Here is a 15802-nt window from a genome sequence, read left to right on the forward strand (position 1 = left end):
GATCGCCGGGTGTCACGACGTACTGACGTGTGACGTCCAGGCAGTCCCGTCCCAGTAGCGAGAGGCAGCGACCCCCTCAGGATCGGCATACCAGCCGGCGGAGACGTGGAGCGGCGGGACTGTGGTTACAGGATCGGCAGGATGGCTTGGGGACGGTCCTGCCCCGGCATTGACCGCGTAGATGTGGTCCTGCAACCAGGCGTCGCTGAGCTCGCTGGCTCTGGCCGCGGAAACCGAGACCTCGGCCTTCACCCGGTTGCCCTTGACCATCGCCCGGACGACGCACCCGAGACCTCTGTCGTCGAGCAGGTCGATCACAGGGAGGAAGTTCTGGCCCATGGCCGGGGTCATGCGACCGACAGCGGCGCCGTCGATCCGCACCTCCACCAGCTCCTTCGTCGAGCGGGCCGTCACCTCTTCGACGCGGTGAAGAGTTGCGTGAACCCAGCCCTCGCCTTCGGGGCGAAGCCATGGTGCGCATGCCTCCTGAGCGCCAGGTCCGGGCGCGATCTTCACTGCGCGCCCAGTCGGCAGCTCGACTCCGCTGGGTGGCGTGTTCAGCGGGAGGATGAGATGAGGCTCGGCGAGCTTCAGCGACACCCTGGCGTGGATGTGGCCGGTCCGTCGCCCACTCTCCCAATCGATCTCCGGACGCGCCCAGACGCGTGATCCGACGGTTGCGAGAAGCCCCTGGTTCGCGAGCCTGCTCAGTCGAGGCTGATATGTCGCGGCCTCCTCCTTGGGGAGATAGCCGACGAGGTTCCCACTGATGACCACCTGAACCGCGTTGGCGTCGTAGCGGTTGGTCGGCTCAGGAATGAGATCTGCCTCGAATGTGTCCTCGACGCCCTCCTCCGGAACGCCATGCGGGAAGAGCCTCGCGATCTCGGCGGAGTGATGCCCCTCGCCGGCGACCTCGAAGCCGGCGTAGGACGGCTGGCCCCAGAGGGCAAATCTCACCAGCCCTGTTGTTCCCGAGCCGGCGCGGGCACCGCGAGCTACGACAGCGGGCGCTGACGGCTCCGCACCGGAAGCACGGTTCTTCTTCACGACCGTTGCCAGCCAGTCGTGAAGACTTTGGAACATCGCGGCGTCCTTCTTCAGGAACATCACTGAGTCCGCGCTGTCGACCGCCGGACGCTGCGAGGCTGCTGCTCCGCCGGTGCCGATCGTGAGGATGCCGTTGGTCAGGGCCGAGGCCGGCTTGAGGTGGACGCCGCTCAGCGCCGCCAGGTTGATGCGGCGTGGACTGTTCGTCTTCAGCCCGCCGGCCTTCGCAACGAATCCATGGTGGGTGATGACCATCTGATCACCTTCGATCGCGATCGTCCCGTTGTGGCCGCGATACTCGACCATCTGCTACTCCCTTGTTGTGCTCATGTTGTCGTGACCAACTCATGACGCGTTGTTGACGCGCGTGGTCAGCGCGACGACGTGGTCGCCGTCGCGGCCCAGGTCTCCGGACTTGACCGCTGCGGTCAGAACCCCCATCAGACGTTCGGCAACTTTGCTGCCGAGCTGCTGGATACCGAAGGTGCGAGCGGTGGCGCGCATCAGGTCCGCGTCCCGCATGCCGTGTGCTGCACGAGCATGAGCGATCATGGCGTTACGCAGCTCCGGGTAGGGAACGTCCTCGACGGATCGGCGGCCAGCTGTGGGCACCCGAAACGCCGCGTAATCGTTCTCGTCCAGATTCGATGGCCAGGCGACCTTGTCGCCGTTGCCAGCTCGCCGGATCATCCCTCGAGGGACCAGCGCGAGGATCTCATCCGCTCGTGTTTGGCGAACTCGCTCCAGCCCGAACCTGGCGGCAAGGACGCGGGCCAGCCGGTCGGCCAGGATCGGGCCCTCGGTGCGTACGATGTCCTGGATCTCGTGAGTGACGGTCCGCTTGTTGTCGGCGTACTCGAGATGGTCCAACGCCCACCTCGGATGGCGAGCCTTGGCGTCTGCGGCTTCGAAGGGATCATCACTCTTCACCATCGAGAAGAGCTGCATCTCCGGGACGTCGTCAACGCCGCGGACCAGCACCGGTGAGTCATCGTCGACGACCTCCATAGGCTCCAGGGCGACGACCGAGCGTGGCTCGGAGGTCCGAGCGGCGACGACGATCCGTTCGACCACCGACTGCGGGTCACGCAGCCAGGTCGGAAGCCACACGCGCTCGACCCCCGACCACGACATCGCGTCGACCAGCACCTCGTGCGGCATACCGTCGCGGTCACCGACCGTCGCCCGGTTGCGCCAGCCCGGGCCGTCCAGGAGCACGGCTACCCAAGGCCTGGTGCCGGAGCGTACGCCGAGATCCACCGTGAAGTCGGAGAGCCCTACGGACTTGCGCGTCTCCAGCCCGGCCTCTTCGAGAGCTGCAGCGACGGCGTCGAGGTGCAGATCGACGGGTGGTCGCCGGTCCAGTCCCGCTGCCTCGGCACCGTCTCGTGCCTGGATCAGATAGCTCCTCAGATGCTGCAAGCCCTTCGAAGTGGTGCTGGCATCGAGCTGGTCGGCCTCGAAGGACGAGAAGAGGATGACCCGTTCCTTGGCGCGGGTGATCGCGACGTTGAGACGCTTCTCGCCGCCTTCGCGACTCAACGGTCCCCAGTTGTTGGTGACCTTGCCGGTCTTGTCGCTCACCCCAAACGCGAGGGTGAACAAGATGATGTCGCGCTCGTCACCCTGGACGTTCTCGAGGTTCTTGACGACCAGCGGCTCGTCATCGCGTGCGAAGGCGTCCCTGATACCTCGGTCGCCGTCGGCCGCAAGAGCCTCGAGCATGTCCAGGATCAGAGTCTGCTGCTGGTTGTTGAAGGTGATGACGCCCACGGACTTCTCGGGCGTACGTGCGAGGACAGTGCGGACCTCTCGAACGACCGCCTCGGCCTCAGCCCGATTGACCCGAGCTCCCCGGGTGCCGCCTTCCCAGGTGCCGTTGACACGGCGGAGCGACAGCCCTGTCGAGTCGTCCGAATCTGGTGGCGACGGGAAGCTTGCGAGCTGGTTCTTGTAGTAGTGAGCGTTGGAGAACGCGATCAGCGCCTCGTTCCGGCTGCGGTAGTGCCAGGTCAGCGGCAGGCTGGGCAGGCGTGACTGCGTGGCCTGTTCGAGGATGCTGACCTCGTCCTTGAGCGCGAAGACCTCCTCGCTCGGGGCGTCGGACGTGCCCTCGTCGTCGTCCTTGGGCCCGCTGGACTGGAAGGCGGAGGACGGCGGCATCTGCTGGGAGTCACCGACCACGACGACGGCCTTGCCGCGACCCATCGCACCGACAGCGTCGGGCACTCGGATCTGAGATGCCTCGTCGAAGACGACGATGTCGAAGTCCACGGCGCCTGGTTCAAGGAAGCGCGCGACCGATCCAGGGCTCATCATCACGCACGGGGTGAGCTCCGTGATGATCGAGCCGAAATTGCGCATCAAGGCCCGTGTGGTCATCCCGCCACGCTTGCGGCCGAGCTGACCGAGGAAGTCGGCGACCCGTCCCTGCGGTCGCCGAGGGTCGAAGCTGCGAGCTGCGACGATCCTTGCCGGAAGCTCGCTGCGTAGCCGTTCGCGAAGGTCGACGCCGGTGGTCAGGAATCGCTCGACCTGGTGGGAACGGGCCTCCTCGTCGAAGAACCGCAGACCGCTGCCGTCGAGCCGCTCGTCCAGGGACGCTCGAGCGAACGAGAGCATCGCCGCGTACTCGATGTCCTGGCCGGGGATCTCGCCTCGGAGCGCAGCTTCGGCGAGCCCGCCCATGCCGGCCTCCGCGAGCGTGCCAGCGGCGATCGACACGGCAGTCCATCGTGCGAGAGCCAGGAAGTCGTCCTCCAGATCTTTCTCCCACGTCCGTCGAACGCGTGCCAGAGACTCGCTCAGCGAGCGATCTTGCTGCCACTGGGTGATCGTCGAGTCCGTTGTCCTGAGCGCTGTGAAGATCTGGGTCCATGCGCGTGCCAGACGTCGAGCGACTTCGGGGCCGACCGGCAGACCGCGCGCGGCGGCCTCGATCATTGTCGACGTGGTGGCGTCGAGGCGAGCCTCGTTGTCGATGTGGTCGGCGAGCGCTGACGCTGCGAAGACGGCATCGACCTGGCGACGTACGACTTCGACCGCGTCGTCTTCGAGCGGATTCCATCGGAACGGGAGCTCGACGCCTGCAAGTCCGCTTACGAAGCGGGTGAGTTCCGCGGCTTCTTCCCGGACAGTCAGCAGCGTTCGAAGCTGCGCGGTGAGGGTCTTCGGGTTGATGTTTGCGGCGGGCGAGAGCGTAGGAGAAAGTTCGTCGATCAGTGCCTGCCGCGGCTTCTTCTTGAAGAGCTTTCCGTCGACCTCGACCGATCGTGCGACCAGGCCGTCCAGATCCATCTCGATGACAGTTGGGGTGAAAGGACCGAGGCGCGCCAAGTGAGTCGTGCGGAATCGGTCGATCGCGCTTGCCGTCTCTTGGACGCGCTGTCTCCACGCGGCGGTGACCACTGAGCGAGCCTCGGCAGTCGAACGACCTGACCCCAAGGTGACCGTCTGCAACCAGTCTGCGATCCGCTCGAAATCAGAGGGACGCATGGCGAGGTCGAGCAGTGCTCGCCCGTGGTCGTCGTGCGCCGCTCGGTCTGCTGCGAGTAGCTCGGTGGTCGCATGCCGCAGCGTCGGTGTGGTCTCGGCGTGAACAGAGATCTGTCCGGACAGCGTCCACGGGGAGTCTAGAGGTGCACCAGGATGGGACGTCACTGCTGCCTCGAGATCGCGCGCACGGCTGTAGAGATCCGGTTCGTTACCCTCACGGATCACGCGTCGGCCGACCTCGGGGAGCGCAGACAGTGGCCGCCGCGATGGCGTACCCCTCTTCTCCAGTTCGAGGAGTGCCTGGCGGACTCCCCAGGCGGATTCGCCTGTCGGTCCGGCTTCGTGGAGCTGGTCCGGATACTTGGAGAGCGACTCGACCACGGACCGGTAGGAGTCTCGGAGGGTGGTGAACGAAGCGCTGGTGCTCGTCCGGGTCTCAAGAGCCTCAGTGAGCTGGCGACGTACGGCGGCTGCGGTCTGCTTCCGGCCGTGCAGGTCGAGAGTGAACGGGCCCAACCCGACGGCGTCGAGCCGTCGTTGCACAACGTCGAGCGCCGCTTGCTTCTCTGCGACGAAGAGGACCTTCTTACCCTCAGCCAGACAGTTGGCGATGAGGTTCGTGATCGTCTGGGACTTCCCGGTTCCCGGAGGGCCCTCGAGGACGAATGACTTTCCGGCGGCTGCCCATCGCACCGCCTTCAGCTGGGACCCGTCAGCAGCGATCGGCAGGTATGTCGTCGCCTCCGCGGTCGGCTCGTCGTCCGGGTCCTGAGTGTCGTCATCGAAGACTGACTGCGGGCGTTCGACGAGGTGCCTGACGACAGGACGCTCGATCAGCTTTCGCCAGTTGTCGGTGAGATCTCGCCACATCTCCAAGGTGGCGAACTGGAAGACGCCGAGATGTGCGTCCTCCTCCACATGGATTCCTTTGATGCCGTTCTTGTTGAGCGCGCTGCGGATCGCTTGCATCGAGGCGATCACGTCGATGCCGGAGTCATCCCGGTCAGGTGCGATCAGCTCCGGTACCTCGACACCGAACTGAGAACGCAGCTTCTCAGCGAGGCACTGGTTGGGCATCGCCGTGCTATCGACGTCCTCTACGACGATCTGGAAGCTGGTGTCCCGCTTACCTTCCAGCTTGACCGGCAGCAGGAAGATCGGTGCGGCTGTCTCGGTCGCCTTTGCTCCGAAGCGGGACGGGCCGGCTGTGGCTTCGGCTGAAAATACGACGGACCCGAGTGTCAGGTAGAGGTTGTTGGTTCCTGTTTCCTCGAGCTCGGTGCGGGCTCGTCTCTGCAACCGCACCAGACGGTTCACATGCTCCTTGTCGCTCATCGTGATGAAGAGGGTGCGCTCATCGAGCATGAGGCGGCCTGCCACGTCAGCGTCGATGTCCTGAGCGAATCGCGCTCCCTGAAGCAGATGCAGCTCACTGAGGTCGTCGTGTGCCTGAAGCCGGAACGCGGTGCCCGCAGCGAGCCGGTCCTCGAAGTCGCCGATCCGACCTCTGGGCACGTGGATGCCGGCGCCCCCGGTACGCCGCGGGCTGAGGTTGAGGAGAGGGTTCATGTTCGACAGGTCCAGCAACGATCGACGCCACTGATCTACCCGTGGCGGGAACTCAGATGAGGGCATCTGGCTGAGCTCTTTGGGGACACGCAGCTCACGGGTCGCCTCGATGGTCTCGACGACCTCGATCGTCCCGCCCTCTCCCGAGACGAGCACCGGGAGAGGCTTGACTCGCCGATGCGCGGCTTTGACATCGAGCATCCAACGCAGGTCGTCAGTACGCCGGCTCCACCACAGCGATGTCTGCGCTGATGCGGTTGGGAACGGCACCGGCTCTGCCCGATCAGTGAGCGCGGTCAGTTCGACCGAGACGAAGTCGGCCGAGTCAGCGACCATCAGCAGGGTCGATCGCTCCGAGAGCGCGGTCGCCGGCAAGAGGTGGTTCTCCTGGGTCAGCCACCCGGCGAAGGCGTGACCGGTCGTCAGCACAAGCACTGGCGAGATTCCAGCTGCTTCAAGCGCCGCGGCGAAGGTGGTAGCGAGGTCCAGACACGTTCCCCAGCGGTCCTCGAGCACCTCCTTGTGCGTACGGATCTTCTGTCCGGTCCCCTCGAACGATGCAGGTGGTTCGATGTATCGGATACGCCGTGCCTGCATCGCCTCGTAGATGGCTTGGACGATGGCGCAAGCCCGGTCTGGGCCCCTCTGGTATCCGTCGATGTCTGGGCTGCCTGTGCTTGTCGCGAGACGCGTGCTCACCTCTTCGAGCAGAGCAGTGATCGAGGGGTCGCGTGGGCGAGCGAAGGCCGCGAGGGTCTCCGGAACGGATGTGGCATCCCACTCATCGGCGGCAAGTAGGGTCACTGGTTCTGACGCTTCCGCGTCATGCGCATCGAGGCGGAGCCGCAGTCCTGCTGTCACCGCCTCTTGGAGATGTGCGAAGAGGGCCGGACTGAGGAACCAACGCAGCCGTTCGCTCGGAATCGACGCTGACTGCCCAGGGCCGAGGGGCATGGTCTCCAGGATGAGCGGTCGGACATCATCGGCCGAAGGCCATCCGTGGACGCTGATCTCGAGAGGGCCGGGATCGGTTTGCGCAGTCCCGACGTTGCAGACCTCGACGCCAAGGATGACCGGGATCTGATTCATGACCATGGCGTAGTTGAACGACGCCCGGTAGGACAGCCGCACCTCGAGATCACCGATTGCCACCGCAATCTGAGCTACCCCGTCGGGAAGGCTGTCCTTCGGCAGTGCCCGAACGGCGCCACCCGACCGGGCGCGCTCACCGTCGACTGGAGCATTCGGCGCACCTGTGTCAGACGTCGACGGGATCCGCTCGTCGGCCTTGGTGTCTTGGGCAGACGTGGTTGCGAGCAGTTCTTGGAACCGGGGTGTGTACTCCGAAGCCCCGATCGATTCGGCCAACAAGATCATCGTGTCGATGCCGCGGTCGGTGACGTGCGCGGTCATCTCGGGGCTGTGCGCCCAGCGGTTGGCAGTGTCATGGAGCTCGGAGGCATAACCGGTCTGGACTCGAGACAGGCTCGGCTTGAATCCACGCCACTCGTCGCGCATGACACGGAGCAACACCCGCGGATCGTTGGGGTCGATCTTGTAGGCGCGTCCGAGCCGGGCTTCGGTTCGTGCCACGATCAGGTCGGGCCACGTCGTGCTCGGTGGAAGATCGCGGCCGAGGTTCGCGTCGACGAAAGGGCGAAGGGCGTCGCGCAACAGGGCGAGTCCGCGGCCGAAACGCTCGTGGTCAGTGAGGTGCATGTTCATCCAGATCTACATCGAGTGCCAGGCGTGCACCTGGCTTGTTTGCTGCCCCTGGAGATTCGCCCAGGTGCTCGAGATTTGGTCTCGGTCCGGTGGTGCGACCCCAAGATTTGGTAGATACCCGCAAAGATGAGGCTCGCGAGCGCAAGCTGTGGGTGGTTGGCCACAGGATCGTTGCGTCTATGTCGCGCAGGCACTCTGCGAGGTGGCGATAACCCCCGTTAACACCTGGTTCAGCCCACACGCCGCCCTGAGCGGCGTACGTTGCCAGTCGAAAGCAAATGGTCGACGAACAGGACGGGCGATGGTCAGCGAAGCGGAGTGGGAGCAGATCGCGGTCGAGGCGTTCCACGAGCAGGGGTGGGAGGCGCTCCGCGGGTCGGAGGTGCTGCCCGGCATGCCGGGCGGGCGCAAGGAGTGGTCCGACCTGGTGATGCCCGAGCGGACGCTGGCGGCGATGAGGCGGCTCAACCCTGCGGTGCCAGCGGATTTTCTTGCTCAAGCACTCGCCGAGATCGTTGCGCCGACGTCGCAGGACGCGATCGCGGAGAACTATCGCCTGCACCGGATCCTTGTCGACGGCTACCGCGGCCTGACGTACGTCGATGACGACGGTGTCGAGCAGAGCCCGACGATCAGGCTGGTGAGTCACCGGGTGGCCGACAACGAGTTCAACGTCGTCAATCAGGTCACCATTCGCAACCGGGAGAAGGAGCGCCGGTTCGACTTCGTGCTCTATCTCAACGGGCTGCCCGTCGGGATCGGGGAACTCAAGCGCGCGGGGTCGCAGCAGGCCGACCTGTCCAGCGCGCACGCTCAGCTGGAGACGTACCTTCGCGAGTTTCCGATGGCCTTCCGATTCTGTGTCCTCTCGATCGTCAGCGACGGGATCACGGCCAGGTACGGGACCCCGTTCACGCCGCTGAACCACTACTCGCCGTGGAACGTCGACGACGACGGTCGGCCGATCAAGCCGGGAGCCGACGTCGATGACCTCTCGATCGGTGTCGAGCTCGAATACCTGATCGACGGCATCGGCAACCTCGAGCGGTTCCTTCAGCTCCAGCGCGACTATGTCGCCTTCGACGAGGGCGCTGGTGGCTATGCCAAGAGGATCGCCAAGCCGCACCAGTACTTCGCGGTGACCAAGGCGGTCGGGTCGACCGTCGCGGCCGTGGAGAGCAACGGCAAGGCTGGCGTGGTGTGGCACACCCAAGGTTCCGGCAAGTCGATGGAGATGGAGCTCTACGCCCATGCCGTCTCTCAGCAGCCCAAGCTGAAGAACCCGACGATCGTCGTCGTCACCGACCGTAACGAGCTCGACAGCCAGCTCTTCGAGAGCTTCAACAGCAGCCGCCTCCTGAGCGAAAGGCCGGTCAAGGTTGCCAATCGTGCTCAGCTGCGGGACGAGCTCACCCACCGGATGACCGGTGGCGTCTACTTCACGACGCTGCAGAAGTTCGGGCTCTCACAACGGGAGAAGGAGTCGGGGCTCGATCACCCGCTGCTGTCCGAGCGACGCAACATCGTCGTTGTGGTCGACGAGGCCCACCGGAGCCATTACGACGACCTCGACGGGTATGCGCGTCACATCCGGGACGCACTTCCGCAAGCTGCGTTCATCGCCTTCACTGGGACCCCGATCTCGTTCGACGACCGCAACACCGAGGAGGTCTTCGGACGAGTCATCGACACCTACGACCTGACGCGGGCGGTCGACGACGGCGCGACCGTTCCGGTCTACTTCGAGCCCCGCTTGATCCAGGTGAAGCGGGCCGGTGAGGTCAGTGAGGAAGACCTCAACAACGCAGCGGATGAGGCGACCACCGGCCTCGACGACGTCGAGCGTGACCGGATCGAGAAGTCGGTCGCGGTCATCAATGCGGTCTATGGAGCTCCCGCACGGCTCAAAGCGCTCGCCGCCGATCTGCTGGCTCACTGGGAGGCGCGGTCGACCGCGATCACGCCCTTCATCGAGTCGCCTGGCAAGGCGTTCGTCGTCGGTGGGACCCGCGAGATCTGCGCCCATCTCTACGAGGAGATCATCGCGCTGCGCCCCGACTGGCACGCCGACTCCGAAGCCGAGGGAGTGGTGAAGGTCGTCTACTCCGGATCGGCCTCGGACAGCGGCCTGGTCGGCAAGCACGTCCGTCGCGAGGCCCAGAACAAGGTCATCCAGAAGCGTCTCAAGGACGCTGAGGACCCGCTGCAGATCGTGATCGTCAAGGACATGATGCTGACCGGGTTCGACGCACCCCCGCTGCACACTCTCTACCTCGACCGGCCGCTCAAGGGCGCGCTGCTGATGCAGACGCTAGCGCGGGTCAACCGGACCTTCCGAGGTAAGCCGAACGGTCTGCTGGTTGCGTACGCACCGCTTGCCGACAACCTCGGCAAGGCTCTGGCTGAGTACACCGAGACCGACCAGAAGGAGCGCCCTGTCGGGCGGGACGTCGATGAGGCTGCGAAGCTCGCCAACGATCTGGTCGAGCGGCTCGACGCGCTCTGCGCCGGGTTTAACTGGCGTTCCAAGCTCGATGGCCAGCAGCGGGCGTGGGTGAAGGCCGCCGTCGGGCTGACGAACTACCTGCGCTCACCTGCGACGCCAGGCAATGTCGTAGGGGAGGGGGAAGAGACCCTGTCCGAAAGCTTCCGCAAGCTGGCCAACCAGCTGTCCCGGGCGTGGGCTCTGGCAGCAGGCAAGGAGACACTGGAGGGACTGCGCCAGACGGTCAGGTTCTACGAAGAGGTCCGCGTCTGGATGGGGAAGTTCGACGCCCAGGAACGGCAGGCGTCCGGCCGACCGGTGCCCGAGGAGATCCAGCGCCTGCTGTCCTCCCTCGTGGAGACCTCGACGGTGACCGGCGAGATCGTCGACATCTACGACGCTGCCGGTCTGCCGAAGCCGTCGCTCAGTGAGCTCGGTCCGGAGTATCTGGCCAAGGCGCAGAAGGCAGAGAACCCCCACCTGGCGATCGAGGCGTTGCGCGACCTGCTCACCGAGGAGTCGAGCCAGGTGACCCGGTCCAACCTGGTCCGGCAGCGGGCTTTCGCTGAGCGGATCCAGGAGCTGATGAACCGCTACACCAACTCCCAGCTCACTTCGGCAGAAGTCATCGCCGAGCTGATCGAGCTGGCTCACGAGGTCGCTGCGGAAGCCAACCGCGGCCAGCACTTCTCCCCGCCGCTGGACTCCGACGAGCTCGCCTTCTACGACGCCGTCTCCAGCAACGAGTCGGCTGTGGAGATCCAGGGCGAGGACGTACTCGCTCAGATCGCCCGAGAACTCGTCGCGATCATGCAGCGCGATGTCAAGACCGACTGGACGGTTCGTGACGACGTACGGGCGAAGCTGAGGTCGTCGATCAAACGGCTGCTCGTGAAGTACAAGTACCCGCCCGACAAGCAGGCCAGCGCCATCCAGCTGGTGATGGACCAGATGGAGTCGCTGGCGCCCCGTTACGCGGAGGCGCCTGGGGCATAAGCGGCGTACGTTTCACGCTGCCGTCGCCTGAGGTTCACCGCGGGCGGGCGCGCAGGTGGTGCGGACTGGCTTGGGTTGAGGGCTGAGACCTGTCTCGGGATCCCCTACCAAGCTCCGAGGAGTACCAACCCATGTCCGCAACTCGACGCTCCCTGCTCACCGGAGGAGCCGCGGCCGGGGTCGGCCTGGCCGTCGCCGGTGCCGTTCCCGCTCTTGCCGAGGCGAAGCCGGCCCGGCCCGGCACCCCCGGACGCAAGCGCGCCCGCGAGCCGTTCCCGCCGCTCGTGGACGACCCCAAGGGGATCCTCGCGCTGGCCGAGGGGTTCACGTACGCCATCGTCACCTCCGCCGGGGAGACGACCCTGAAGACGGGGGAGAAGACGCCGTCCAACCACGACGGAATGATGGTGCTCGGTGGCCGGCGTGGGCGCTACACGCTGATCCAGAACCACGAGATCGAGCCCGGCGAGGGCATCTCGGTGCCGCTGGTCGACGGCACCGTCTACGACCCGGGCGCACCGTCGGGCGGCTGCACCGTGATCACCACCGACGCGGGCGGCGCCAACTTCGGTGAGTTCGTCGCGATCTCGGGCACCTCCACCAACTGCGCCGGCGGCCCGACACCGTGGGGGACCTGGCTGACCTGCGAGGAGACCGTCAACGACGCCGGTGAGGAGTGGGAGGGTGAGGACGGCACCACGGGTGTCTACGAGAAGGACCACGGCTACGTCTTCGAGGTCTGGGCCGACGGCTCGGCCGACCCGCGCCCGATCAAGGCCTTCGGCCGCTACGACCACGAGGCCGTCGCGATCGACAGGACCCGCACCAAGGTCTTCCTCTCCGAGGACGCCGACGAGCCCAACGGGCTCTTCTACCGCTGGACCGCCCCGGCAGGGGTGAGGCTCGGTCCGGGTGTGCTCACCGACCTGGCCGACGACGCCGGCACGCTCGCCGCGATGCAGATCATCCTCCCCGACGGCTCGGTGCTGCCCGACGTGGCGTACCTGACCTCCGCGCAGATGGGCCAGCCCTTCCCTGTGAAGTGGAAGACCGTGCCCGAGCGCGACGCCCAGGAGACGCCGTGCCGCGAGCAGTTCGCCGACGGCGAGGTCACCCGAGGGCGCAAGTTCGAGGGCGTGTGGGGCACCGACGAGGGCGTCTACGTGGTCAACTCCTACGCGTGGGAGGAGGGCGACATGCCTGCCGACGCGTCGCCGCACGACGGCATGGTCTGGTTCTACGACTACGCGGCCGAGACCATCCAACTGGTGACGTACTTCCCGCACCAGACGCAGTCCGAGGACGACGCCCCGGCGCCGAAGTACAGCGACCTCACCTTCGACGGCCCCGACAACGTCACCGTCACCCCCTGGGGTTCGCTGGTGCTCGCCGAGGACGGCACCGGCGCCTCGCACGTGCTCGGCGCGTTCCCCGGCGGCCCGGCATACGCCATCGCCCGCAACGATCTCAACGACTCCGAGTTCTGCGGGCCGTGCTTCTCGCCCGACGGCAAGGTCCTCTTCGTCAACATGCAGGACCCCGGCTACACCCTGGCCATCACCGGCCCGTGGGAGCGCTACCTCGGCTGAGGCCGAGAAGGAAGACGTACGCGGCGGGCGACTCGGGCCGCCCGCCGCGTACGTCCGGATCACCCGAGGTTGACCAGCTTGCCGGCCGGCGGCGAGTTGCCGTCGGTGCCGGAGAGGACGTCGATCGTGGCGACCACGCCCCACCTGGTCCACTCGACCGCCCCTGGGGTCGGCGGTGAAGCCTTGGTCCAGCGGTGGCCGTGGCGTACGGCGGTGATCTTGTTGCCGAACATCTCGGCCACGTAGAGCGTGCCGCGCGGACTCACCGCGACGCCGGTGGCGCCGAGGAAGCCCTTGGCGACCTGCCTCTTGTGTCCCGTCCTGGCGTCGATCTTGAAGACGCTGCCACGAGGACCGAGCTCAGGACCCTCCGGTCCGCCCGGCAGGCTGGACACGTAGAGACGTCCGTGATGGCTGGTCTCGACGTCGGTCGGGACGCCCTCGAAGTAGTAGGTCCGGCCTTCGAAGCACGGGTCGAGCCCGAAGCCGGCGACCACCTCCGGGGTGAACGTGTACGGGATCCCCGGCAGGGTCGTGACGGTCCGGATGTGACCGTGCGAGGAGACCGACAGGATGCTGTTGCCGCCGGCGTCCGCGACGTAGGTGCGGCCGTGCTGGGTGGCCGTGGCGTACGGGTGCGAGTCGATGCCGCCCTTGTAGGCCGCGGGCGCGCCGATCTCGGCCGGCCACTTCGCGTTGCAGTCGGTGTCGTCGTCGCGGAATCCGTAGGACGTACGGCCGTCGGGGTTGCGCTTCTTCTCGTAGGCGTGCAGGTCGGCGACGGTCTTGACCTTGCCCGAGGGGTAGAGCCGCTTCAGCCAGCTGCCCGTGTTCTCGAAGGTCTCGCGGTTGGACCGGGTGACCACGAAGGTCACCACGCCGTCGCGGACGGACAGCCCGCCGACCTCGTATCCGTTGGGGTCGGTGTAGACGACCTTGGCCTTCTTGCCCGGACGGGCCTTCAGGATCTGCCCGGCGAAGTTCGAGGAGACGTACGCCGTGCCGTCATGGTCCACCGCCGCGCTGAGCGGGGAGAGCAGGCCGGATGCGAGTACGCCCTTGGGCAGCTTGGGTTTCGAGTGAGCCTGTGCTGCCGGGGTGGTGGCGATGAGCGCCGCGCCGATGATCAGTGCGACAGCCGCCGTCAGACACCGTGGAAGTCTGGACATTGTGTGTCCCCCTTGTGTTGTCTGTACCGACCGGCGACCGCGTCGTCGCCGGTCGTTCTTCAGTCTCATTGCCACTGGTGGCGATCGAATCGCCCGGTTTGGGTAAGGCCGTTCTCGGTGGCAACGGTGAGGTTGTGAGCCCTGTGAGGTCGTGAGAGGAAGTTGACGGGCCTGCGCGCGAGGGTTGGCGCCGGCTGAAACGTGGACTGGCGATGGTGAGTGATATCTCGCCGACTGCCGCATCTGAGGAGCCCACCATGAGCCGCCGCTACTGGATCGACGACTGGCGTCCGGAGGACGCCACCTTCTGGGAGGAGACCGGAGCCAAGACCGCCCGCCGCAACCTGATCTGGTCGATCTTCGCCGAGCACCTCGGCTTCTCGGTCTGGCTGATCTGGTCGGTCTCCTCGGCCTTCCTGGTCGCCCAGGGCTTCGACTTCACCCCGAGCCAGCTGTTCTTCCTGATCGCCATCCCGAACCTGGTCGGCTCGCTGCTGCGGGTGCCCTACACCCTCGCGGTGCCGAAGTTCGGCGGCCGCAACTGGACGATGATGTCGGCCGCGCTGCTGCTCGTGCCGACCCTCGGATTCGCGTACGCCGTCACCCAGCCCTCCACTCCCTACTGGGTCTTCTGCGTCATCGCCGCCACCGCCGGCCTCGGCGGCGGGAACTTCGCCTCCTCGATGGCGAACATCAACTTCTTCTACCCGTCCGACAAGAAGGGTGCCGCGCTCGGCCTCAACGCCGCCGGCGGGAACCTCGGCGTCGCGCTCATCCAGTTCCTGCTGCCGGTCATCGTCGGTGGTGCCGGCATCTTCGGGCTGATCAAGGCCTCCGACGGCGGCATCCACCTCGAGCGGGCCGCGTTCGTGTACGCGGCGCTGGCCGTCATCGCGATCTTCGCCGCCTTCTTCTTCATGGACAACATCACTGACGCAAAGTCCTCCCCGATGGAACAGCTCTCGGTCGTGAAGTCCAAGCAGACCTGGATCATGTCGTTCCTCTACATCGGCACCTTCGGGTCCTTCATCGGCTACTCCGCCGCGATGCCGCTGCTGATCAAGCTCAACTTCTGGGTGCCCGAGCCCGCGCCGCTCGGCACCGGCATCTACTTCGCCTACTTCGCCTTCCTCGGCGCCCTGATCGGCTCCGCGACCCGGCCGCTGGGTGGCTGGCTGGCCGACCGCTGGGGCGGCGCGAAGGTCACCCTCGGCGCGTTCATCGGGATGGTCGTCTTCACCCTCGCGGTGCTGTGGACGCTGATGCAGCTCACCCCGAACCCGGACGCCTCGCCGGCGATCGCGGCGGCGAACCAGTCGTGGTTCCCGGTCTTCCTGGGCTTCTTCATGCTGGTCTTCGCCTCGACCGGCATCGGCAACGGTTCGACGTACAAGATGATCCCGTCGATCTTCCGTCGTGAGGCCGAGCTGGCCACCACACCGGGCACCGCCGAGCGCGACGCCGCACTCGTCGGCGCGACCAAGAAGTCCTCCGCAGCGGTCGGCATCATCGGCGCCGTCGGCGCGGTCGGCGGCTTCCTCATCCCGATCGCCTTCAACAGCCCCTGGGTCGACAACCCCCTCGACGCCACCAAGTCGGCGTTCATCGCCTTCACCGCTTTCTACGCCATCTGCGCCCTGGTCACCTTCGTGGTCTACCTGCGGCCGCAGGGGGCGCGGGTGGGCGAGCTGGCCGACGTGCGGATCTGACGGCCCGGCCCGTGT

General features: G+C 66.2%; 6 protein-coding genes. 3 read left to right on the forward strand and 3 right to left on the reverse strand.

The genetic code is table 11. From position 1 onward, the window contains the following. Positions 1-12: 12 nt before the first annotated feature. Positions 13-1356: a DUF2510 domain-containing protein gene (locus tag ACFWQC_RS15720; RefSeq protein ID WP_378679531.1), complete on the reverse strand. Its 1344-nt coding sequence runs from the start codon at positions 1354-1356 to the stop codon at positions 13-15. A gap of 39 nt (positions 1357-1395) precedes the next feature. Further along, positions 1396-7833: a DUF3320 domain-containing protein gene (locus tag ACFWQC_RS15725; RefSeq protein ID WP_378679534.1), complete on the reverse strand. Its 6438-nt coding sequence runs from the start codon at positions 7831-7833 to the stop codon at positions 1396-1398. A 307-nt stretch (positions 7834-8140) separates the two neighbouring features. Between ACFWQC_RS15725 and ACFWQC_RS15730 the strand changes: the two genes are divergently transcribed. Both ACFWQC_RS15730 and ACFWQC_RS15735 read left to right on the forward strand, forming a co-directional pair. Then, the gene (locus ACFWQC_RS15730) at positions 8141-11320 is read left to right on the forward strand and encodes a type I restriction endonuclease subunit R (protein WP_378679537.1); all 3180 of its coding nucleotides are present in this window, start codon (positions 8141-8143) and stop codon (positions 11318-11320) included. A 131-nt stretch (positions 11321-11451) separates the two neighbouring features. After that, on the forward strand, positions 11452-12909 hold the full coding sequence (locus ACFWQC_RS15735) for an alkaline phosphatase PhoX (protein ID WP_378679540.1): 1458 nt from the start codon (positions 11452-11454) through the stop codon (positions 12907-12909). Positions 12910-12968: 59 nt separating this feature from the next. Here the strand turns inward: ACFWQC_RS15735 and ACFWQC_RS15740 are convergent, their stop codons facing one another. After that, positions 12969-14078, reverse strand: a complete 1110-nt coding sequence (locus ACFWQC_RS15740) for a ScyD/ScyE family protein (protein ID WP_378679543.1) — start codon at positions 14076-14078, stop codon at positions 12969-12971. 257 nt (positions 14079-14335) lie between these two features. On the opposite strand from ACFWQC_RS15740, the gene ACFWQC_RS15745 reads away from it, so the two are divergent. Beyond that, positions 14336-15787, forward strand: coding sequence for an MFS transporter (locus tag ACFWQC_RS15745; protein ID WP_378679546.1), 1452 nt, complete (start codon positions 14336-14338; stop codon positions 15785-15787). Positions 15788-15802: the final 15 nt, after the last annotated feature.

The organism is Nocardioides sp. NPDC058538, assembly GCF_042719275.1.
Classification (GTDB): domain Bacteria; phylum Actinomycetota; class Actinomycetes; order Propionibacteriales; family Nocardioidaceae; genus Nocardioides.

What these genes read in the sequence shown, in the direction of transcription:
- ACFWQC_RS15745 (WP_378679546.1), top strand. Translation starts at nt 14,336, where the DNA reads ATGAGCCGCCGCTACTGGATCGACGACTGGCGTCCGGAGGACGCCACC.
- ACFWQC_RS15740 (WP_378679543.1), bottom strand. Translation starts at nt 14,078, where the DNA reads ATGTCCAGACTTCCACGGTGTCTGACGGCGGCTGTCGCACTGATCATC.
- ACFWQC_RS15735 (WP_378679540.1), top strand. Translation starts at nt 11,452, where the DNA reads ATGTCCGCAACTCGACGCTCCCTGCTCACCGGAGGAGCCGCGGCCGGG.
- ACFWQC_RS15730 (WP_378679537.1), top strand. Translation starts at nt 8,141, where the DNA reads ATGGTCAGCGAAGCGGAGTGGGAGCAGATCGCGGTCGAGGCGTTCCAC.
- ACFWQC_RS15725 (WP_378679534.1), bottom strand. Translation starts at nt 7,833, where the DNA reads ATGCACCTCACTGACCACGAGCGTTTCGGCCGCGGACTCGCCCTGTTG.
- ACFWQC_RS15720 (WP_378679531.1), bottom strand. Translation starts at nt 1,356, where the DNA reads ATGGTCGAGTATCGCGGCCACAACGGGACGATCGCGATCGAAGGTGAT.